General features: G+C 43.3%; 25 protein-coding genes. 14 read left to right on the top strand and 11 right to left on the bottom strand.

The features are described 5' to 3' along the window. Nucleotides 1-709: 709 nt before the first annotated feature. Nucleotides 710-2,077 carry an NACHT domain-containing NTPase gene (locus QZ938_RS26160; RefSeq protein ID WP_293354338.1) on the bottom strand — a complete coding sequence of 456 codons (1,368 nt, stop codon included), beginning with the start codon at nt 2,075-2,077 and terminating at the stop codon, nt 710-712. A gap of 327 nt (nt 2,078-2,404) precedes the next feature. On the opposite strand from QZ938_RS26160, the gene QZ938_RS26155 reads away from it, so the two are divergent. Continuing rightward, entirely contained in the window at nt 2,405-3,250 is an 846-nt protein-coding gene (locus QZ938_RS26155; protein WP_293147174.1) for an SH3 domain-containing protein, read from the top strand. Between the two features lie 354 nt (nt 3,251-3,604). Here the strand turns inward: QZ938_RS26155 and QZ938_RS26150 are convergent, their stop codons facing one another. After that, nucleotides 3,605-4,330 (bottom strand): M15 family metallopeptidase, encoded by a 726-nt coding sequence (locus QZ938_RS26150; RefSeq protein ID WP_293354336.1) that lies wholly within the window; start codon nt 4,328-4,330, stop codon nt 3,605-3,607. 94 nt (nt 4,331-4,424) lie between these two features. Here QZ938_RS26150 and QZ938_RS26145 point away from each other — a divergent pair, with 94 nt between their 5' ends. Beyond that, nucleotides 4,425-4,661, top strand: coding sequence for a hypothetical protein (locus QZ938_RS26145; RefSeq protein WP_293354334.1), 237 nt, complete (start codon nt 4,425-4,427; stop codon nt 4,659-4,661). Further along, a complete protein-coding gene (locus tag QZ938_RS26140; RefSeq protein ID WP_293354332.1) occupies nt 4,661-4,999 on the top strand; it encodes a type II toxin-antitoxin system PemK/MazF family toxin in 339 nt (112 codons plus the stop codon). The genes QZ938_RS26145 and QZ938_RS26140 overlap by 1 nt, the downstream gene beginning before the upstream one ends. A gap of 19 nt (nt 5,000-5,018) precedes the next feature. Here the strand turns inward: QZ938_RS26140 and purB are convergent, their stop codons facing one another. After that, on the bottom strand, nt 5,019-6,314 hold the full coding sequence (gene purB, locus QZ938_RS26135; RefSeq protein WP_293147184.1) for an adenylosuccinate lyase: 1,296 nt from the start codon (nt 6,312-6,314) through the stop codon (nt 5,019-5,021). Between the two features lie 195 nt (nt 6,315-6,509). Here purB and QZ938_RS26130 point away from each other — a divergent pair, with 195 nt between their 5' ends. The 4 genes from QZ938_RS26130 (at nt 6,510) to QZ938_RS26115 (ending at nt 8,015) form a co-directional block, all read left to right on the top strand. Continuing rightward, nucleotides 6,510-6,932 carry a hypothetical protein gene (locus QZ938_RS26130; RefSeq protein ID WP_293354330.1) on the top strand — a complete coding sequence of 141 codons (423 nt, stop codon included), beginning with the start codon at nt 6,510-6,512 and terminating at the stop codon, nt 6,930-6,932. Then, on the top strand, nt 6,926-7,399 hold the full coding sequence (locus QZ938_RS26125; RefSeq protein ID WP_293354328.1) for a hypothetical protein: 474 nt from the start codon (nt 6,926-6,928) through the stop codon (nt 7,397-7,399). Before QZ938_RS26130 ends, QZ938_RS26125 begins: the two co-directional genes overlap by 7 nt. Before the next feature lie 203 nt (nt 7,400-7,602). Next, nucleotides 7,603-7,788: a type II toxin-antitoxin system HicA family toxin gene (locus tag QZ938_RS26120; protein ID WP_367181863.1), complete on the top strand. Its 186-nt coding sequence runs from the start codon at nt 7,603-7,605 to the stop codon at nt 7,786-7,788. Next, a complete protein-coding gene (locus QZ938_RS26115; RefSeq protein ID WP_293354324.1) occupies nt 7,785-8,015 on the top strand; it encodes a type II toxin-antitoxin system HicB family antitoxin in 231 nt (76 codons plus the stop codon). Before QZ938_RS26120 ends, QZ938_RS26115 begins: the two co-directional genes overlap by 4 nt. A 5-nt stretch (nt 8,016-8,020) precedes the next feature. Here the strand turns inward: QZ938_RS26115 and QZ938_RS26110 are convergent, their stop codons facing one another. Then, on the bottom strand, nt 8,021-8,269 hold the full coding sequence (locus QZ938_RS26110; RefSeq protein WP_293354321.1) for a DUF2281 domain-containing protein: 249 nt from the start codon (nt 8,267-8,269) through the stop codon (nt 8,021-8,023). Nucleotides 8,270-8,550: 281 nt separating this feature from the next. On the opposite strand from QZ938_RS26110, the gene QZ938_RS26105 reads away from it, so the two are divergent. After that, nucleotides 8,551-8,988 carry a hypothetical protein gene (locus tag QZ938_RS26105; RefSeq protein WP_293354319.1) on the top strand — a complete coding sequence of 146 codons (438 nt, stop codon included), beginning with the start codon at nt 8,551-8,553 and terminating at the stop codon, nt 8,986-8,988. Between the two features lie 128 nt (nt 8,989-9,116). Further along, the gene (locus QZ938_RS26100) at nt 9,117-10,205 is read left to right on the top strand and encodes a hypothetical protein (protein WP_293354317.1); all 1,089 of its coding nucleotides are present in this window, start codon (nt 9,117-9,119) and stop codon (nt 10,203-10,205) included. 17 nt (nt 10,206-10,222) lie between these two features. Here QZ938_RS26100 and QZ938_RS26095 read toward each other — a convergent pair whose 3' ends face one another. Continuing rightward, entirely contained in the window at nt 10,223-11,410 is a 1,188-nt protein-coding gene (locus tag QZ938_RS26095) for a DNA cytosine methyltransferase (RefSeq protein WP_293354315.1), read from the bottom strand. Between the two features lie 146 nt (nt 11,411-11,556). On the opposite strand from QZ938_RS26095, the gene QZ938_RS26090 reads away from it, so the two are divergent. From QZ938_RS26090 to QZ938_RS26080, 3 genes are read left to right on the top strand one after another with little or no spacing between them, the layout of a single operon-like run. Next, on the top strand, nt 11,557-11,841 hold the full coding sequence (locus QZ938_RS26090; RefSeq protein ID WP_293147198.1) for a type II toxin-antitoxin system HicB family antitoxin: 285 nt from the start codon (nt 11,557-11,559) through the stop codon (nt 11,839-11,841). Nucleotides 11,842-11,860: 19 nt separating this feature from the next. After that, nucleotides 11,861-12,181 (top strand): helix-turn-helix domain-containing protein, encoded by a 321-nt coding sequence (locus QZ938_RS26085; protein WP_293354313.1) that lies wholly within the window; start codon nt 11,861-11,863, stop codon nt 12,179-12,181. A gap of 12 nt (nt 12,182-12,193) precedes the next feature. Further along, nucleotides 12,194-12,415 carry a type II toxin-antitoxin system HicB family antitoxin gene (locus QZ938_RS26080; RefSeq protein ID WP_293354311.1) on the top strand — a complete coding sequence of 74 codons (222 nt, stop codon included), beginning with the start codon at nt 12,194-12,196 and terminating at the stop codon, nt 12,413-12,415. 208 nt (nt 12,416-12,623) lie between these two features. Here QZ938_RS26080 and QZ938_RS26075 read toward each other — a convergent pair whose 3' ends face one another. Further along, nucleotides 12,624-13,391 (bottom strand): YebC/PmpR family DNA-binding transcriptional regulator, encoded by a 768-nt coding sequence (locus QZ938_RS26075; RefSeq protein WP_293147368.1) that lies wholly within the window; start codon nt 13,389-13,391, stop codon nt 12,624-12,626. 148 nt (nt 13,392-13,539) lie between these two features. Next, nucleotides 13,540-14,178 (bottom strand): histidine phosphatase family protein, encoded by a 639-nt coding sequence (locus tag QZ938_RS26070; protein ID WP_293354309.1) that lies wholly within the window; start codon nt 14,176-14,178, stop codon nt 13,540-13,542. 56 nt (nt 14,179-14,234) lie between these two features. Between QZ938_RS26070 and QZ938_RS26065 the strand changes: the two genes are divergently transcribed. Further along, nucleotides 14,235-14,456 carry a hypothetical protein gene (locus QZ938_RS26065; RefSeq protein WP_293354307.1) on the top strand — a complete coding sequence of 74 codons (222 nt, stop codon included), beginning with the start codon at nt 14,235-14,237 and terminating at the stop codon, nt 14,454-14,456. 2 nt (nt 14,457-14,458) lie between these two features. Here the strand turns inward: QZ938_RS26065 and QZ938_RS26060 are convergent, their stop codons facing one another. Together QZ938_RS26060 and QZ938_RS26055 are read right to left on the bottom strand one after the other, a co-directional pair. Further along, nucleotides 14,459-15,463, bottom strand: coding sequence for an endonuclease NucS domain-containing protein (locus tag QZ938_RS26060; RefSeq protein ID WP_293354305.1), 1,005 nt, complete (start codon nt 15,461-15,463; stop codon nt 14,459-14,461). A gap of 97 nt (nt 15,464-15,560) precedes the next feature. Further along, the gene (locus QZ938_RS26055; RefSeq protein WP_293354303.1) at nt 15,561-16,250 is read right to left on the bottom strand and encodes a class I SAM-dependent methyltransferase; all 690 of its coding nucleotides are present in this window, start codon (nt 16,248-16,250) and stop codon (nt 15,561-15,563) included. A gap of 300 nt (nt 16,251-16,550) precedes the next feature. Here QZ938_RS26055 and QZ938_RS26050 point away from each other — a divergent pair, with 300 nt between their 5' ends. After that, on the top strand, nt 16,551-18,422 hold the full coding sequence (locus tag QZ938_RS26050; protein ID WP_293354301.1) for a polysaccharide biosynthesis/export family protein: 1,872 nt from the start codon (nt 16,551-16,553) through the stop codon (nt 18,420-18,422). Between the two features lie 334 nt (nt 18,423-18,756). Here QZ938_RS26050 and QZ938_RS26045 read toward each other — a convergent pair whose 3' ends face one another. Together QZ938_RS26045 and larE are read right to left on the bottom strand one after the other, a co-directional pair. Further along, nucleotides 18,757-19,452, bottom strand: a complete 696-nt coding sequence (locus tag QZ938_RS26045; protein ID WP_293147217.1) for an SGNH/GDSL hydrolase family protein — start codon at nt 19,450-19,452, stop codon at nt 18,757-18,759. Nucleotides 19,453-19,742: 290 nt separating this feature from the next. Continuing rightward, nucleotides 19,743-20,570 (bottom strand): ATP-dependent sacrificial sulfur transferase LarE, encoded by an 828-nt coding sequence (larE, locus tag QZ938_RS26040; RefSeq protein WP_293147219.1) that lies wholly within the window; start codon nt 20,568-20,570, stop codon nt 19,743-19,745. Nucleotides 20,571-20,830 lie beyond the last annotated feature (260 nt).

Genomic DNA, 20,830 nt, shown 5'->3' with positions numbered 1-20,830 from the left:
ACCGAATTTCTCAACTTGGAGTTATTCCCTCTCTGTCCACTATTATTCGCTCCAAATCTGCTCTTTATCCCTTGGGATTGTCTTGGCAGCCAGATTAACTGCTACCCCTACTTATTGAGCCGATACGACTTTTTGATGGATTAGAATTTAGTGCGGAACAACTATTTCTCATGGCAAAAATACCACCAAAGACGGCGGTTGAAACCGCGTCTACACAAACCAATTCCGCCTCCGCGGAATCAAGAAAGGACGGCGGTTGAAACCGCGTCTACACAAACGAATTCCGCCTCCGCGGAATCAAGAAAGGACGGCGGTTGAAACCGCGTCTACACAAACGAATTCCGCCTCCGCGGAATCAAGAAAGGACGGCGGTTGAAACCGCGTCTACACAAACGAATTCCGCGGAGGCGGAATCAAGAAAGGACGGCGGTTGAAACCGCGTCTACACAAACCAATTCCGCCTCCGCGGAATCAAGAAAGGACGGCGGTTGAAACCGCGTCTACACAAACCAATTCCGCCTCCGCGGAATCAAGAAAGGACGGCGGTTGAAACCGCGTCTACACAAACGAATTCCGCGGAGGCGGAATCAAGAAAGTAACGCATTTTTACTAGGTACTCTTCAACCCGCGGAGGCGGGTTTTGTCTGTGTAGCCGCGGTTTCAACCGCCGGGTAATATCACAAATATTATTTTTTGTCAAGCTCTGCATTTATATTTCAGCAAAATGCTTTTGCAATAAATCGTGAATAAATCGATAACGTCGATCGCCCGTTTTTTGCAGCAACAGTCGATCGCCCGCAGCATCCAGAAAACGCTGGTAATCCCACGGAATATGACCGCTAGACCACAATACGAGGCGCAAGATCAAACTATCAATCGCCGGAATTGGTGGCAACAAAGCACTAATTACCGCAGCCGCAGCACCCGCCATCAACCCCAAAACCGATCCGGAGACTAGGGTGGCGATTACTCCCAAAATTACCCAAATCAGCCCGCCCAACAGTTTAACTCCAAACTGATACTTGCGCTGTTCTTCGGCTGTTTGCAGCCAACTAGACGAGATGCGATCGAGGTAAAATTCTTGAATTCCTTGCTGTTCCATTTTTCTCGCCAACCATCCCAGCCAGCGGCGAATTTGTTCTGGCCGCAGTTCCTTTCCTCTGGGATACTGCTTGACTTCCCCAGTCATTTGGTGGCGGATGTAAGCAGTTAACAGATATTTGCGCTGTTCTTCTGTGGAAGTAATCCGCTTCCAAGATTCGATTAAAATATCATCATAAGCCAAAGCCATCATGCTCAATAATAAGGGAGATTTTGCTAATTTTAACAACTCCGGCTCCTTCTCTATGCTGTACCAAAGTTCGCGGCTTCTGGCTTCTAGGAGATAATTTTGAATTTGAGTTTCGGTCAGAGGTTTCAGCAAAACTGCTGCTTGCAGTTTAAATCTAGTCGGGCAGTTTTTGTAAGCTTCAAAACTGCTGCACGCTACTAAATGTTTGGGTTGAAATTCGCTTTCAAGAAACTGATTGATTGCTTGAATGCAGCTATCTTGGCGGTGAATTTCTAGTTCGTCCAAACCGTCGAAAAGAGGTAGCAATTTTTGTTCGGCCAGCCATTTTTTGCCGTCAGTGGTTGAGATGCCGTATTTGTAATGAAGCTGAACAATTAACCAATCTGCGATCGCCCCAGATTCTGCTTTCCACGATCTCAGTTCAAACAGCACCGGTATTGGTAAATTAGGATCTTGTTCGGCGCGCGAAACTAACACCAGAGCCAATTCTAGCAGCGTCGTGGTTTTGCCGGAACCCGTCGCTCCCAAAATGACTAATTTGCCGCTGGTGCGATCGAACACTTGAGAAATGCTAGCTTTGGCTGGAAGCCGAAAACTTGGACGATTTCCCGCTTTCACTTCCACATCCCAACAGCGACTGACACCGACAGGCTGCGAGTCTTGGCTGAGGTTAGCCAGCACAGCATTATGCAAGGATTGCGATCGGCCCGCTTCGGCTTCCTGCTTCACCTCCGAAAGCAGTCGATCGCGAGGTGGTTGTAATTGGAAAGGAATAAATGTTGACATGAGAACTAATAAACGGCACCTCGCGCTGGATGCTTACGTTGCTAGATTTGAGCACAACTGGCTCAGAGCAACAGTAGCATCACCACAGGTGTCAAGTATAGACGGACTAAAATTATTGTGACAATCATCAATGTTAAATTTTAGGCACTCATCCGGAAAGACGAGCCCAAATTAAGTATTTTCACTATAAATCAAATCGCTGTCGGCCCAATTTTTCCAGCAAAATCTTGACAAATTCGCCTAATTACGTATTTTCTCTATAACTTGACTGGCGATCGCGTCAATTCCGCAACAAAAAATATCAGTATAAATACAGAGGGGGTTTTTATGCCATTTACTTCTACTCAAATCATCACAGTCACCTTAGCAGGGCTAGCCACAGCCGTGGGAGTAGCTGCTGCAACCATACAGTCAGGTAGGATTCAACAATCCAATGCACCCCTTGCAGAATCCCCAGCAGCAGTCAGCAACGATATTTCACTTTTTCCGGCGAACAACCCCGAGTCTGAACCAGCAGAACCTCTGGAAGTAGAAACCCAGCCTGGGGAAGCCTCGAAATCTCAACCTCAACCAGCCAAAAGTGGCGCATTTCAACTACCGCTAATCGCTGGAGTCTCGCAGCAAAAAGGTGCGCCAGTAGTTGTCACACCGCCCAATTCCGGCTGTAAAATCAGTATGGCTGTAGTTAGCGATCCAAATCCACCGCTGAATGTGCGATCGCACCCGCAAGTAAACGACAGCAAAATAGTAGGAAAACTGAAAAATAATACCTTTGTTTCCATTGCAGAAGAACAAAATGGTTGGCTGCGAATTACCGAACCGCCCGGTTGGATTGCCAAAAATCGCACGGAAAGCAGTTGTTCTAATGTCAACCAGCAGATTAATTTTTTGTTTGGGGGAGATGAGGCAATTGTTAAAGGTCGAATCATTGGCGGTGGAACTCACTCTTACAAGATTCGGGCTGCTAAAAATCAAACAATGACGGTTAAGAATCGGAAAGATGTTTTCCCGCAAATTATCACTCCTAGCGGCAAACTTTTAGCAGAAGATCCGAATACAGGAGGTAATAAAACTGAGTGGACGGGCAAAATTCCTGTTACTGGAAATTACACATTTGAACTAAACTCAAATTTCCGTGGCTATGAATACGAATTTTATGTGCGAGTCCGTTGACATACTCAGGTTCGTAGTAAGGACTTCAGTCCTTCCTCAGGTTCGTAGTAAGGACTTCAGTCCTTCCTCAGGTTCGTAGTAAGGACTTCAGTCCTTCCTCAGGTTCGTAGTAAGGACTTCAGTCCTTCTTCAGGTTCGTAGTAAGGACTGAAGTCCTGATTTAACAATTTTTGCGGACTAAAGTCCTCACTACGAACGGGGTTTTTTGCGGACTAAAGTCCTCACTACGAACGGGGTTTTTTGAGGACTAAAATCCTCACTACGAACCTGTTTTTTGCGGACTAAAGTCCTCACTACGAACGGGGTTTTTTGAGGACTAAAGTCCTCACTACGAACCTGTTTGCGCTTAGCTAATTAAGGAATTTCAGTAAGCGATATATCTAAAATCGCAAATTTCTGCCAATCTTCCGAATCAAAGTGCCACCATTCTGTGGTGATGCCGATAAATCCCTGTTTTTTCATCGCATCTTCAAGCGTTTGACGATTTTTCCGAGATTGGGCGCTGCCACCGTTGTAATCTCTGTGAGCTTTTTTGGTAAAATCGTCATAGGGCGTTGGCATCTCTAATTCTTTGCCAGTGCGATCGACCAAAGTCAAATCCACAGCCGCCCCGCGATTGTGCCGCGAACCCCTAGCAGGATTAGCAACATAGTTCGGATCCGGCAAAACTTCCCACATTTGCTTCGTCACAGAAAAAGGCCTGTAGCAATCGTAAACTTTCAAACCCAAGCCGATTTTTTCTAAATCAGTTTGAACTTTCCCCAATTTTTCAGCAACAGAACTTCTCAAAGCGCATTTTGCTACTGTATAAAGCTTTCGTTTCAAGAAATTGTTAGTAGTGGCGTAGCGGATATCGAGGCGAATGTTGCGATTAACGGTACGGATGTCAACCAGCCGCGCCCAACTGGGAAGTTGACTCATGAAAACGCTTTCAGGTGCTACTGAGGTTGGTTCTGGTTGGGTAATTTGCACTTGTGGCGACTCCGTTGCGCGGACAAATATGGGATGGTGCAGACCGATCGCACATAGCAACACTAACATAAATGCGATCGGGTATTTTCCAAAACGATTAAATTTCATAGCTGTTCTGATGGCAAGTCTTAAAGAGTAGATTGAGGTCGTTCTTCTGTGCTATCATCAATAGTATGTAGTAACCGTGACAACAAGGGGAGCTATGAAAACTGCAATTTCACTTCCAGATTTAGTTTTTGAAGAAGCCGAGGCTTTGGCTAATCAGTTAGGGTTATCACGCAGCGAGCTTTATACAAAAGCATTGCAGGCGTATCTGAGGCGACACAACCGCGATCTAATTTTAAGCAAACTAAATCAAGTCTATTCTAAAGAATCTTCTGAACTAGATCCAGTTTTGGCAAAGATGCAATTTATCTCCTTACCCCATGAGGATTGGTAATGTATCGCGGAGAAATTTGGTGGGCAAATTTACCCGATCCAGTTGCTTCTGAACCTGGATATCGTCGTCCAGTGTTAATAGTTCAGGATGATACTTTTACTCAAAGTCGTATTAGCACTGTAATCGTCGTCATCATTACTTCTAATATGCGGTTAGCAGAAGCACCAGGTAATGTCTTGTTACCGAGTAAAGCCACAGGTTTACCCAAGGATTCTGTGGCTAATATTTCTCAGCTTTTTACTGTGGACAAAACGTTTTTAATTGAGTGCATTGGCACAATACCACAGGATTTACAGGAAGAAATAGATGAAGGATTACGATCGATATTGTATCTTTAGTTGGAATTTAAAAATATTTTTAAATTCCCAAGCGCTGATAGATTAAATCTAAATGCCTTAATTGGTACTGCGGATCGAAACAATCATCAATTTCTTTGGTTGTCATGCGAGCAGTAACGCTGACATCTTTGGAAATTAAATCGTAGAAATTGCCACCCGTTTTATTCCAAGCTTGGTGAGCGCAAGATTGCACAATTTTATAAGCATCTTCGCGACTCGTGCCTTTTTCTACTAAGGCTAACATCACCCGCTGGCTGAAGATAACTCCGCCGTAGAGATTCATGTTGCGTTTCATGTTTTCGGGATAGACTAGCAGGTGTTTTACTAAGTCTGTGGTTTCGACTAACATGAAGTGGGTAACAGTGGAACTGTCGGGCAAAATCATCCGTTCTACGGAACTGTGAGAAATATCTCTTTCGTGCCAAAGCGCTACATTTTCTAAGGCTGCGACGGCGTTGGCGCGAACAATTCTTGCCATTCCTGTCAGTCTTTCCGATCGAATTGGGTTGCGTTTGTGGGGCATGGCGGATGAGCCTTTTTGCCCTTTGGAGAAGAATTCTTCGACTTCGAGAACGTCGGTGCGTTGGAGGTTGCGGATTTCTACGGCGAAACGCTCGATCGATGCGGCTAACAGTGCTAAGGTTTGGACGTATTCGGCGTGTCGATCGCGCGAAATGACTTGAGTCGATGCACAATCGGGTTCGAGTCCGAGGTTCTGACAGGCGATCGCCTCGATGCGCGGATCGATATTAGCATAGGTTCCGACTGCGCCGGAGATTTTGCCAACTGCGATCGACGATCGCAAATTCACCAATCTTTCTCGGCTGCGAAACACTTCAGCCAGCCATCCTGCCAGTTTAAAGCCAAAGGTGATGGGTTCGGCGTGTATTCCGTGCGATCGGCCAACCATCACAGTATTGCGGTGTTGTTGGGCCTGATAGCGAATAGCTTGGCTCAAATCTTCGACACGTTCTAACAAGATATTGACGCTGGCGACTAATTGTAGCGCCAAAGCAGTATCGAGCACATCGGAACTGGTTAAGCCGAGGTGAATGTAGCGGCCAGCATCACCTACATATTCGTTGACATTTGTCAAGAAAGCGATCATGTCATGGCGGACTTCGGCTTCAATTTCGAGGACTCGTTTGGGGTCAAAATTAGCCTTAGCTTTAATTTCTTCCACTGCGGCGGCTGGGATGTAGCCGAGTTCGGCTTGAGCTTCGCAGACAGCGATTTCTACTTGTAGCCAGCTTTTGAGTTTGGCGGTTTCAGTCCAGATGTTGCCCATTTCGGGCAGAGTGTAGCGGTCAATCACGGTTGGGAATTGGGGAATGCGATCCCACCATTGTACATCTGTGTGGGGATGCAAGAGCGATCGGACTTTGGAGCCTAGAAACCGGGTTTTTTACGATAATACTTTGTCGTAGTCCGCAGATTCGGTAAAAACCCGGTTTCTGAGTCTGCGTGCTTAAATTGCTTGATATAATAGTAATATTTTAATTTATGCCAAATGAAACAAACAAACTTGCTGCAATTAAAGGAACAGATTTTGTTAGAGGAAACAGAACCTATAGCAATAGAGTATAACGGACGATTAGTCGGGTATTTTTACCCAGTTAGTGCAATGCCAAGTGCGATGGAAGAAATCGATCGCATTTTTACAAATTTAGTACAACAATGGCGCAATGAAACTATAGGTATTTCCTCCACTACAGATTTAGTTATGCACCCAGCTTACCAACAAATTATTAAGATGGGTCCAGTAGTAATTCCTCTGTTATTAAGGGAAGTGGCAAGAAAGTCGGGGCGTTGGTTTCATGCTCTGTGTGAAATTAGTGGAGAAGATCCAGTACCTTTGGAAAAACGGGGTAAAACTAAAGAGATGACTCAGATTTGGCTGGAGTGGGGAGGAGCAAAAGGTTACAAATGGTAGGAAATAATGCTTGGACGCAAAATATTAAAGAATGGATTGAACAAAATCATCCTAATTTAGTGATAACGGGATATAAAATTACCAGCCCCGACACAACTGATTATAACTGTATAGGTTGGGCTGCTGGAAGTACGGAAGAATGGTGGTGGCCAGATGCCAAAGGTCAAGACTACTGGCCACCGAATATACTGCGAGAGGAATCTCTGACTGCTTTTATTATGGCTTATCAAACTTTAGGGTATGAAGTCGGCGATAACGCTTCGCTGGAAGCTGCTTTTGAAAAGATAGCGATTTATGTTTTAGATGAAAAACCTCAACACGCAGCGAGACAACTTCCTAATGGGAAGTGGACTAGCAAATTAGGTCAGTACGAGGATATAGAACATAATACTTTAGAGGGTTTAGAAGGTAGTATATACGGTTACGTTGCTTGTGTGATGAAAAGGCGTTGGCCTGAGCAGAAGTAATAAAAACCGAGGCCCAGAAACCGGGTTTTTTACGAAAATACTTTGTCGTAGTCCGCAGATTTGGTAAAAACCCGGTTTCTTTGATTGTAGTGCATAGGTTGTGGAAATCTTACTTCTTAAATAAACTAGGTAGTTTGCGCGATCGGCTACAATATCTTAAACCTCGTTAACTGGCATCACTCATGCCTAAAAAAGTTAGAGAATTGAAAAGTCTATTACTAAAAGCAGGCTTTACTTACAGACAGGGAAAAGGCAGTCACACTGTATCGGAACACCCTTTATTACCTGAAAAAATTACACTGTCAGGTAATGATGGCGATGATGCACCCAATTATCACGAAAAAAGAGTAATTTCTGATTTACAGAAGCTGAAGGAGATAGAAGAATGAATAGCCATTACAGTATCATCATCCAGTGGTCAGAAGAAGATCAACTTTTTGTTGTCAGCTTGCCTGAGTTTACCGATGTCATGCAGCCATGTACTCACGGACACACTTACGAAGAAGCGGCCAAACACGGACAAGAATTGTTAGAAACATTGATTGAACTCTATCAAGAAGATGGCAAACCTCTACCAGAACCTCAGACTTTGGGAAAACGATTGCAGATTGCGTAAAGTTATTAATACAACGCATCAGGAAGTGGCTCGTTAAAATCCTCACTCATCCAGCCCATCCCTTGATGCAGACCCAAAACTCGTTGTTGCCCAGGAGGAGGTTCAGCTTCAACTGAAGTGTTTTCGGGGCTCGATCGCATCTGTCGTTCCAGCAAAAACTCTGCAAAAGTTAACAGAAGCTGCTGATTTTCCGGGAGTAACTGCTGTAACTTGCCTAGCAAATCTTCCAAAAGTTCGATCGTTTGAGAAGTCATCTTGTTCCCCTCAATGTTGGCGATAATCTCATTTTATCGGAACGTAATACTGTTTCATTTTAACTGAGCGATCGTCCTAATTGTACATCTGTGAGGCATCCGTCTTCAGTCGGAAGGGGGAATTTCGGGCGAAGAAGGGCGTCAAGTTTCCGACTCCCCAACCACCGGACAAGACTGCCTTGACTCTGCATTCTAAATTGGAATATTTGTCAAGCTCGACCTTGTACAAAATTTGCTATAATAAAAGGGTAAAGTTTAAAAATCTATTAAGGTAATTCGTTATGAGTAATTATAACCATCGATACTATCGAAACACTGAGCTTGTTCTTGAAAAAATTAGGTTAGAGGTATACTGCGTAAGGGTTTCCTATACACCCCGAATAATAGCAGGCTTCGTAAAGCCTGATGGAAATTATCCTACAGTTGTAACTAACTCTCAGAAATACAACACTCCAGACTACTCAACAGCAAAGGAAGCTATTGCTCATGCAAAGGGATGGGTGGATTGTATGGAGCATTATTACTCTTGTAACCAGACTGATCCAGACGGAAATGAAGATTCCTACAAAAATGCTTATGAAGAAAATTTATTACGGCATCAGGAGAATCCTGATGAGGAAGATGCTTTTTCAATTGCTTCTGAGGAGGCAGTGGAGCTAGCCTATCAAACAGGCTGGGAAAAGAAGTTATCGGAATTAAAAATATTGATGGAGATGTAGGCGATTAAGCCGGAAGGGAATGTATAGATACCAAATGGTATCTATACATTTGTAGTATATATTGACACAATGCTGAGTTATAATTAGTGTTAGCGATCGATCGCACTGAGCTTTTATTGAGGTTAACTATGAACGTCGATAGTCAATATTCTGAACAACTAAACAAGAAACATTTTGATTTTTTGCATTGTGTTTATAAAGCTCCTGATCTAAATAATATATCTTCGATAAATATTTCTCTTGCTTATATTGCTAAGTCTATAAATTTACCGGAAAGTGAAATTCTCAGTATTTCCGAATACTTATCCATGCAGCATTTCATAAAAATAGATAATTCATGTCCTCCATGGAGAGATGAGATTGATCGTGATGTTTCGATTACATCTAAAGGAATAGCTGAAGTAGAAAAGCAGGTCACTCAAAATCTGAGGGATAGCACTGAGCGTTTATTGAGGTCAGCTCCAAATTTAGAAAATGTCGATATAGCAGTTGAAAAACAAAAAATCAAGCGTTATCAAGTCCTATCTTGTATTTATAAAGCTACCGAAGACGATCCAGATAAATATATTCGTCTTGGTTATATTACTAAGGATATAGGTTTATCTGAAAATCAAGTTATCAGTATTACAAACTACTTAATATATCACGGTTTTCTATGTAATATATTTGATTTGGATTCTATTAATTATGCTGTTTATATTACATTTAAAGGAATAGCTGAAGTGGAGGAAATGGCGAGTAGAAATAAACCAAAAAATCAGGTCGATCAAGCTTTAAATGTGCCACTAAATCCCCCTTTTATTGATGAAACCAGACTACAGGAACTTAAAGACATTTCATCAAAAAAATCAAAATTTGATTTGTCAAAACTTATAAGATTATGTGAGGAACTAAATAGTAGCTATTCTAATGAAAATTATTATGCGACTGCCATGCTTACTCGTGCAATTATGGATCATGTACCTCCTATATTTGATAAAGGTGTCAATGACCCCTGTAAATATTTCAAGGAAGTAGCAAATAATTATTCTGGAAAAAGCATATCTTTCGGAGAACTTATGAAGAACCTAGATAACTTCCAAAAAAACATAAGTCATGGTATTCTGCATGAGCAAATTAGAGGCAGGGAATCTCTCCCCAACGCAACACAAGTCAACTGCTCACAAGCTCTAGATAGGCTGCTGGGAGAAATAGTACAAATACTTAGTAAGAAGTAGTATCTAATTTAAAACAGCTATACCTGCTGAATCTGTTCGGGAGGTTTAACCGTAACTAAGCTAGGCTTGTTCAAAGCTATATCAGTCAAGTATGGAATAAGTGCAAAACCGATACACTCTGCTAAACGAGGTGGCACAGCATTTCCGATTTGCCACATTGCCTTTTTCATAGAACCTTCAAAAATAAATGAATCCGGGAAAGTTTGCAATCTAGCCATTTCACGAGCAGAAATAACACGATTAAGATGAGGATGAATATGAGTGCCACCATGATTTTCTTTGACAGTCATACTCGGTTTTCCCGGATACTGTCGCTTAAAAGCATCGGCATAGCTTTCATACAAGGAACCACCTGGTGGAACTTTCGCAAGTCTTTCCATGTACTCAGCAGAATGACGAGTCCATTCGTGGTTAATTTCTGGGATGGGAGTATACTCTGGTAGATCGTAAATTGCTGATTCGATTGCTTTGTATTGTTCTGGCAACAATTGCGACTTGGGATAGGGATTTTGCATCCCAAATCTATTTGCAATAAAAATAGCTCGCGGGCGGATTTGTGGGACTCCATAGGTTGCTGATTCCAGAACAGCAACGGACATATGCGGATAGCCAATTTCCTGAAAAGCTTCGCAAATTGCTTGTTTAACAGCTCCTTTTTGCATAGTCAATATTCCTGGTACGTTTTCCATGACAACATACCAAGGACGTATTTCAGAGACTACGCGGACAAACTCTCTAAATAGGCGATTTCGAGGGTCGTTCGGGTCGCGTTTTCCTGCCACTGAGAAGCCTTGACACGGCGGCCCACCTACAACAACATGAACTTCTAGCGCACCGATTTCAGCGAGCAATTTTTGGGGATTTAAGTTTTTGATATCGTCGCACAAGTGATGACAATCAGGAAAGTTTTTTGTATGAGTTGCCGAGGCGATGGGATTAATTTCAACACTTGCTACTGGTCGAAAACCTGCTTGCAATAAACCTTGGGTCATGCCGCCTGCACCGCAGAACAGATCGACAAATGTATAGTCGGATTGTGGCAGTAACTGAGATTCAATATCAATGAATATCTTGTAGGGGTCGCATTCATTTGCTTCTAGTTCGCGTTGGATGCGTTCGTAACGCCCTAATTTTGCTTTTTTCTGCTTTTTGGCAGGAGTTAATTCTGACTCGTTTGAGAACAAAGACAGTTGTATTGTTTCCATTTTAGATTTGTTTACTGCATTCTATAATTGGCCAAGGCTCTTATCATAGCTTGTCAAGACGGAAATGATGCTAAACTATATTTACATAAGTTAGGCAGCGAAACAATTGAGGTGCGTAGGCAAATCGAAGCAGAGGAGACAGAACCATGAAATATACAATCGTTATCCAATGGTCAGAAGGCGATCGATGTTTTGTCGTATTTTTGCCAGAATTTGAGGATGTAATGCAGCCGGTAACTCACGGAGATTCTTATGAAGAAGCTATTTATAATGCGCGAGAGGTACTAGAGTTACTAATCGAGAGTTGCCAAGCTGAAGGTAAACCATTACCAGCAACAATGATTTATCAAGAACAGCGCGACAGAAAGTGCCGTAAACTATTAGATAAGCTAATCGAGATGACTGAGGAAGCTGGTTTATACGAGGAATAGGATTAATTAACTTTTTAATATGGCTAAAACTGCTGTTTTATTTAATCATTGTCTTCTGTTTTCCATGTATTTGCTCGATATTCTGCACAATCGCGAACTGACGACGCAGCAAGCTGCCGATATCCTGAATGTATCGCGACCATTTCTCGTCAAGTTGCTAGATGAAGGAGCAATTCCTTATCTCAAAGTAGGTTCCGATCGGCGGATTCAATTTAAGGATTTAATCATTTATCGAGAACAGCGAAAAGTGATGCGTCGCCAAGGACTTAAGGAATTAACTCAATTTCTTCAAGAGGAAGGATTTTACGAAGCAGGAATACACGATATAGCTCAAAATTAAGGATGATGAACCATGAAAGACTATCGCATCAATATTTTTTACAGCAACGAAGATGAAGGCTACATTGCCGATATTCCAGATTTAAAATACTGTTCCGCTTTTGGCGAAACCCCAGAATTAGCTTTGCAAAAAGTACAGATTGCTAAAACAGCATGGCTGGAAGCTGCAAAAGCTGCGGGAAAACCCATTCCCGAACCAAAATATCGACCGGCAATATATCAACTTACGACTTGAAAACATCGCACAAATCTCCCTTACTGCATCCGATCGCCCATCCGGTACTGCACTGCTTCTCCCAGATAATTCGCGATCGCACTTTCATACTCTGACAAAGCTGTAATTGTTCTAGTAAGCTTCAAATTTTGCTATGAGCCTGATGCGGACTAAAGTCCTCACTACGAACCTGATGCGGACTAAAGTCCTCACTACGAACCTTGGGATTTTAAATCATAATTGAGGACATCAATTCATCGGTCATTTCAAAATTAGCCGTCACACTTTGCACGTCGTCCAAATCTTCCAAGGCGTCCATTAACTTCAGGAACGATCGAGCTTTTTCAGGAGTGTCTATTTCCACTGTATTGCTCGGAATCCAGCGAGTCTCTGACTGTAAAACTGCAAAACCTGTTTGTTTCAAAACATCAGCCAGTTTTTCTAAATTAGGCACACTTGTAAAAACCTCTGCACCTTCAGTATCCTCATCAATTGATATCAAATCGTAGGATTCGGCTTCGGCTTCTAGGGAAGCTTCAAACAATTTTTCCTCATCAATGGGGCCGCGTACTGTACAAACTCCTTTGTGATCGAACATCCAGCCCACACAACCAGTTTCGCCCAAGTTGCCGCCATTTTTACTAAAAGCTTCTCGCAAGTCAGCCGCCGTGCGGTTGCGGTTGTCTGTCAGCGCTTCAATCAGAATCGCTACGCCGCCAACGCCGTAACCTTCGTAGCGAATGGCTTCTAATTCGGAACTACCCCCGGCTAAACCGGCACCTTTGGCGATCGCCCTTTCTATGTTTTCATTAGGAATATCCGCCGCCTTCGCTTTTTCAATAGCAGTCCGCAGTTGAAAATTGCCAGCGGGATCGGGAACTCCACTGCGGGCGGCGACAATAATTTCGCGAGATATTCTGGCAAAAACCTTGCCTTTAACGGCATCAACTCTAGCTTTTTGGCGTTTAATATTCGCCCATTTACTGTGTCCTGCCATATCGATTAGGGATTTTTGATTTGAAATGTGCGATCGACATTCAATGATAGCACTCGGATTTTCACAAACCAAATAAACGTAGGGTGTGCACATAGCACCCAATCCGTACAAATAGCATAAAATGCGATTTTTTGCACGAATCTCAACTTTAATTAAAGCGGACAACGGTTTCAGTGTCCGTGAGGTGGGAAGTATCGCCATTAAGTGCGATCGACCATTCGCCCCCATCCCGCACCACTTTCACCAAACAGCACAAAGAAGCATTAATTTCGGTTTCTGCACCGCCCGCTAGCCCGATCGCACTTCCCAAAACCGACGCACGGTGACCTACTAATAACATATCCTCAGGAAACTGTGCGGCGAGGCGTTTAGCAGTTTCCCCCGCCCTTTTGAGACAAGCTTCCCCAGTTTCGGGATACTTAGGAATACCACCTTTGTAGGAAGCATCAATCCTGGGAAAACGCCTGCACAAATCTTCGACAGATTCAGTTTCCGGCATTTCGGTCATCCATTCAACATTCAGCCACTCGCACAGTCCCCACTCTAGTTTAATTGACAAATCGAGAGCTTCGGCAACGTGATTTGCTGTTTGGACAGTTCGCAGAAAAGGGGAAGCGAAAATGTGAGAAATTCCTTCACCTTTGAGGCGATTGGCGAGTTGTTTGGCTTGAATGTGACCGTCTTCGGAAAGGTGGGGGTCATAGCGGTGTTCTGCGGTGAGAAACCAGTCGGGGTTTACGAAGTCGATGCGGTTTCCGTGGCGTGCGATCCAGACTGTTTGTGACATTAGTTTGTTTGAGTGTGGCTTCTAGATGTAATCTTATATCAAAGATGCTGAAGTTTATGAATAAGAATAAAATAGGGATGAAAGATGAACTGCGATCGGAATATGATTTGAGGAAGTTTCGTGTAAGAAAGGTCGGATATAGACGAAAGAGTTTTGGCGGTGTAAATATTCGTTTAGAACAGGATATTGCAGAGATGTTTCCCGATTCTGAAGCAGTGAATGAAGCTCTGCGGTTTTTGATTAGAATTACTAAAGAAAACGTGGTATCTAAAAAATAACCTTAAAGTCTTTCTCGCCACTTTTCCAAGGATAAATCAACTAGGAAATCCAAAGCATGAGATTCATTTTTTTGCTTACCGATCTCATTTACATAGTGTTTTAAATTCCAAGTTTGAGCTTGTCCACCAGAAGCAGAATAACGAGAACCCACAGGCCAGTGGCGAAGATAGGAATACTCATCTATTTTGCTCAGAGATAAAGCATCATTGAGCTTTTGGTTATAAATCGCTATTCTCCCAACCCTTTTACAGTTATCCGTCCAAGGGGAAAGAGGTAGCCATAACATGAGTGATGGTCTAATATAGTATTTCTCAGCTCTTCTATCTACACAAATCTGAGCGCATAGTTTACTTTTACCTTTACCATAACTAATGCTTTTAGAGCAAATTATTTCTTGCATACGGGTGTCAAATCTGAGAATTTTTTCCCGAATTCTCCAGATTACCTGCTGTTCGTCATCAATAAACTTCTTGAGTATATTCCGAAACTCTCTGGGTGGATTCGGTATATTATCAGTGCTTTCTGTTTGCTGATATGTAATTTGTACTTGTGCAATATGTTCGGCATCTACATCTTTCAGTTGTAAATTTAATTTATCCTCGGAAAAAACAATCGCAAATTGCAAAAACTGAAAAAATAGCCCGTGATACTTCCTGTCTATAAAATTATCCCTGTGAAATTTTGGTGCAATTGCTATTAAGTGAACGGGTTGAGCGTAATCCACGCAATCGGCAAAAGGTTTGTGTTCCAACAAAGCATCGTAATAACGGGTTAACTGCTGAACGACATATCTATCTTCGCCGTTTTTCAACTCCAGCACAACTAAGCCTTTATTCTCATCCACCGCTATAATATCGCATCTTTGTTCGTTGATAGTGAATTGTCGCTTGATGACTGTCAAGCCTAGCAAACTCTCCAAATGAGCTTCGACAAAATCCTCTAAAGCATCTTCGCTGACAAATTCCCACCCTGTCCCTGTTTTCCTTAAGGCTGCGCTGCTGAGCATTTTGACCTGGGTATATAAATATAGTAGCTATTGTCTTTGAGTCCGCGGAGGCGGACATGGTTTGTATAGCCGCGAATTCCATTCGCCCGGTAATTGGCTACATTCGCCCCCTAACTCGCAGCATCTTATTTCCACCTTTTTGAAACTCATAAGGAGCCTCTTGAATTTCCACACGAAAATTTCGGTTTTTCAATTCGGCAATCACCGGATTTAAATGCTCGGATTCCTCCCCGCTAAAACTCTGCAACAGCGGAAACACCCGCACTTCTTTAGCAACCCGACACATTTCCATAATTGCTTCTAGATGAAATTCTTCCGAAAGCAGGTGAGAATAAGCAAATAAGAAATGGCTGCACAAAGCTAAGTCAAATTGATTGTTATCGAAGGGCAAAACAGGCAGCTCAGCAGTCAGGTAGCGGCCTTGCTCCAAGCCAGAGGGAAAATCTGCTAAAAATTCCTGCATTGCTTTCATCCGCACTTCGCCTAGCTGGTACGGCGATTCAAAATTGTTCCAGAGGTAGCCGTCTACATTGGCTTTAACACCGTCAATTACAGTTTGATATGTTTCTTGGATGCGATCGCCAATTTGCACCGCCGTAAACTGATATACTGGATCGCAAGAAATCACCTTGTTACCTTGGCAAGTCATTTCGGCATTGAAACTCGCCGGCCCGCCCGCACAATCAAGAATTGCTAGCTTGAGGTCACCTGATGTCAGGCTAAACATTCCTATGTATTCATCCAAGCAGCGTCCCCAAGGAATTACCTTCTCCAATTTTAGTGACACTTGTCTTTATCCCGCAGATACAATTATTAATATTTTACATCAAATAAGTATCGTTTTTTCTAGATCTTTTATTTCGGGGGGTTGATTTGCATCCCGACTTATGTATAAATAATTTTGAGAACAGTTGGCTCGCTTTACACTTTCTTTATAAATAAGGTACTCGATTGCCGCACAAATTTTATGATTCCACCTCTGGATTTTCCAGGGCAACGAGGCTACACTGGACAGAACGGAAAATCAACTAAAATTAACTAGCTAAATTGCGATCGTTCATTGGCAGACTGCAACCAGGAAACAACTATGAAACATAACGTTCAAACCGCTACAAGTCTGAGTTTGTCAGCACTCCTGGTGCTAAGCGGTTCGCTGCCCAGTATAGCTCAATTGCCTGCCGTCAGAACTCCTGCACGCGCTCCGAGCCCAAACAGGCCGAGAGTACCGCCACCACCGCCTCCGGGTTCGAGTTTCCCGCGGATCGGCAATTCGGGTTCGCTGACACAAGAAGCGGCTTATACTTTAGGCCCGGGCGATCGCATTGCTTTAGATATCTTCGGCGTCCCTGAATTCAGCAAAGAATATCAAGTCTTAGTTGACGGAACCCTCAATCTACCTATCATTCGCAGTGTCTCAATTCAAGGGTTGACGCTGCAACAAGCCGCTACCGTCATTACCAAGCGATACGAACCCTTCATCAATGTTCCCGTTGTCACCGTGACTCTGATGGTTACTCGCCCCCTAAATATAGGTGTTGCCGGTGAAGTTACTCGCCCCGGTTCCTACAAAATTAATGCCAGCAGAGAAGGAACCGGAGGAGGCGTAAAATTTCCAACTTTGATGGAAATGCTGCAAGTTGCTAAAGGGGTGACATCCGCAGGAGATATGCGAAATGTCCAAATTCGCCGTCCACGCAGAGGCGGAGCAGAGCAACTTATTACTGTTAATTTGCAGGATTTTTTAGATACGGGAAATTTGAGCCAAGATGTCACGATCCGAGATGGAGATACAATTTTTGTACCGACAGCAAGTGCTCTCAATACCCAAGAAGTCCGTCAAAGAGCCAGTGCTAGTTTTTCCGCTGATATTACTAAACCAATTGGCGTGGTAATTGTTGGAGAAGTCAACAGGCCGGGGCCTTATACTGTATCTGCTTCGGATTTGCGATCGACTAACCAACAAACAGATCTGAGTTTTGTCTCTATTGAACAACAACAAGGAGGAGGAGCCGTTGTCGGACTACCAACAATCACTAGAGCGCTCAAAATTGCTGGCGGTATCACCACAGAAGCAGACATTCGCCGCGTCCAAATCCGCCGCCGTGTCAGAGGTGGCACTGAACAAACTATCACGGTAAATCTGTGGGATTTGCTGCAAAAAGGTGACGCAACTCAAGATGTTTTACTGCAAGAAGGAGATAGCGTCATTATTCCGACGGCATCTACTGTAGACTTAGCTGAAGTTGCCCAACTCGGAAGTACAAGTTTCTCTCCAAATGCGATCAGCATCAATATTGTAGGGGAAGTGATCAGGCCCGGAGCTTTACAGGTTAAACCTAGTACATCCCTCCACCAAGCTTTGCTGACTGCGGGTAGTTTCAATCAATTGCGGGCTAAAAAAGATAAGGTGGAACTGCTGCGTTTGAACCCCAACGGTACTGTTACTCGCCGCACTATTAATGTCGATTTTGCTCAAGGGCTGAATCCTGACAATAACCCAACTCTCCGAAACAACGATGTGATTCTCGTAGCGCGATCGGGCTATACTAGGGTAGCAGACAATATTGCCACTTTCTTGCAGCCGATAACAGGAGTTGCAGGTGGAATCAACACTGTTAGCGGAATTTTTACTGGGTTTCAAACAACTATCAACGCTTTTCAGAACTTATTTTTGGGAGGAGATTTCGATCGGCGAAATCAACTCAGACAGCTTCGGGAACAACGTGAAGACAGACAACAGCAACGTGCAGACAGAGAGCTAGACAGACAGAGACAAGCTGAAGACAGAAGGCTGCAAGCTGAAGACAGAGCGCGCCAAGCTGAAGACAGACGCTTGCAACTCGAAGACAGACAGCGACAGATAGATCTTCAAAATCGGCAACTTCAACTTCAACAGCAGCAAAATCAGCAGCTACAGCAACTACAACCACAGCAAATTATGCCAACAACTACTCCTTGATCTTTAGCGCTAGGGTGCGTCAGTTTAGTAATTGTCGATCGTGACAAAAATCTAATTCTGACACACAATTGATTCCGTGGTGCCTCACTTGTGATATCAATTCCGGTTGCACCGGAATAATGTTGACTGTTGACTGTTGACTGTTGACTGTTGACTGTTGACTGTTTAAATAATACCGATGCAACCGGAAACGATATGAGATTGTGAGGAAAGTACCAAAAATATTATTTTTATGACGCACCCTACTTCACTGAAATGACATAAATCAAGTCCGCATAAGCGGACTTGAAATTAATAGTTTAGGAGGCTCTTATGTCAGAGAAAGTGTGAGTTGTCAAGTTTCATTCAAAATATTTAGCAAAACTTTTCTGTATATATCTAAACCTTTGGCATTGAGGTGAACGCCGTCTATTGTTAAATCTCCATTTAGAGCTTTTTCCTTAAATAAGGCTTGTATGCCACTAGATTCCACAGGAATATTTTCGTCGGTGGCGACTTGATTGATGAGAACATTAATTTCGTCAACTCTGGCAATTGTTCCGGCAAATTTAGGATTGTAGCTGGCGGCAAGAGTTGAGTAAAAAGCAGGAATCAGAATAATCTGCTTGGTGCCGATCGATCGCATAATTGCGATCGCCTGTTTCAAATTGCTGACGAATGCCTCATCCCTGATGCCGTACATAGCATCATTTGTGCCGATCGCCAAAATCGATTTTTTGCAAGTAAACCCCTGGGGGACTACAAGTTTAAGCTGTTCTAGCAGCGAAACAGAACTCATTGAGCCGATCGCAAAATTAAAGTTTTTTTCTCCCAAAGAATCGCCCAATGCCGAAGAAATAGAATCGCCCCACACGCAACCTTGATATTGCCCGTCTTTAATTTGCTGCACCTGATTGTACACCAAAACTTGCCACCACAGGGCAGAACTCACTGTATCTCCCGAAGGTGGATTAGCAAACACCCGAAACGGGATGTAAGCGAACAACAACAAAGTCAAGAAGACAGAGATAAATCTAAATTTCACTTTCATAAAACTTGCTGCTACTTTTGCTGCTATTTGAGTTTATGCTATTCCTTTAACCACAACTCAGTATTAGACTTCTTGCAAAAGTCGGGAATAGGGAACAGGGAACGGGGAACAGCGAACAAGAATTAATGCAAACAAAACCGCAACAATATTTTTGCAATCTTGTCTAATTATGTAAAAATTCAGTGAGATTGCGATGCGTCGGTTGCAGTCAATATTTCTAGCCGCAGGTTTCATTCAAAAGAATATGTAAACCACATCCCGAATATTTATCAACTAGCCCCACCTCTCAATTAACTTGTAGCCCCCAACAATTCAGGTTGCAAAACCTGATTTAATTTGCCGCTGCGAAATCCCTCCAAATCCAAAGTCGCATACACAAAACCAAAGTCTTGAAATACCGCTACTAATGCAGGCAAATCCGCATTTAATACAAACTCTTGAATCTCCTGGGCCGGCAATTCAATTCGTGCCGTATCTCCATCCGATCGCACGCGCAGATTTTTCAGTCCCAACTGCCGCAAATACCGTTCAGCGCGCCCCACTCTTTGCAACTTGGCAACGGTGATTTCTTCACCGTAGGGAAAGCGCGAACTCAAACAAGGCTGTGCCGGTTTGTCCCACCAAGGCAAACCCAATTCTCTTGCTAACTGCCGCACTTCAAATTTAGTCATGCCGACTTCTGCTAAAGGCGATCGCGCGCCCCGTTCCTTTGCAGCCTGAATCCCCGGGCGGTAATCCTTTAAATCATCACCATTCACCCCATCCACCACATAAGGATAACCCTTGGCAAGTGCTAGCGGTTTCAAAGTATCGTGCAGTTCGCTTTTGCAGAAATAGCAGCGATTAACCGGGTTAGAAGTGTAATTAGGATTTGCCATTTCCTGAGTTTCGACTTCCTGGTGGGCGATGCCAATTTCTGCGGCTTGAATCCGGGCATCTTCCAAATCTTCTGTCAGTAGAGACGGAGAAACAGCCGTTACAGCCAAAGCGCGATCGCCCAACACGTCAAAAGCAATTTTTGCCACCAAAGTGCTGTCAATGCCGCCAGAGTAGGCAATCAGCGCTCGTTCCATCAGCGCGAAAATGTCTTTTAATTCTTCGAGTTTTTTCACTAACATGATTTCAACTTTTATTACAAATAGATAAGTTAGAACAATGGTTCGGACACTTTTTTTAGTGCTGGATGACGTATCCTCTAGGGTTTCGGGTTGCCAGCGATAATTAAATCAATGTCACGTCTGAGCCTCAGTTGCATTTTATTCGTAATTTCTACGATCTATACGCTGTAAAGCTTGTGGTTTCGTTCTAAAAACTGTCCGGAGTATTGTTAGAAAGCAGACTAAATAAAGGAAGATGAAGAAAGTACATCTCGCTCGGC

Origin of the sequence: Microcoleus sp. CAWBG27 (genome assembly GCF_020883145.1) — a bacterium.
Lineage (GTDB): Bacteria > Cyanobacteriota > Cyanobacteriia > Cyanobacteriales > Microcoleaceae > Microcoleus.
This window is presented reverse-complemented; position numbering and strand designations above follow the sequence as displayed.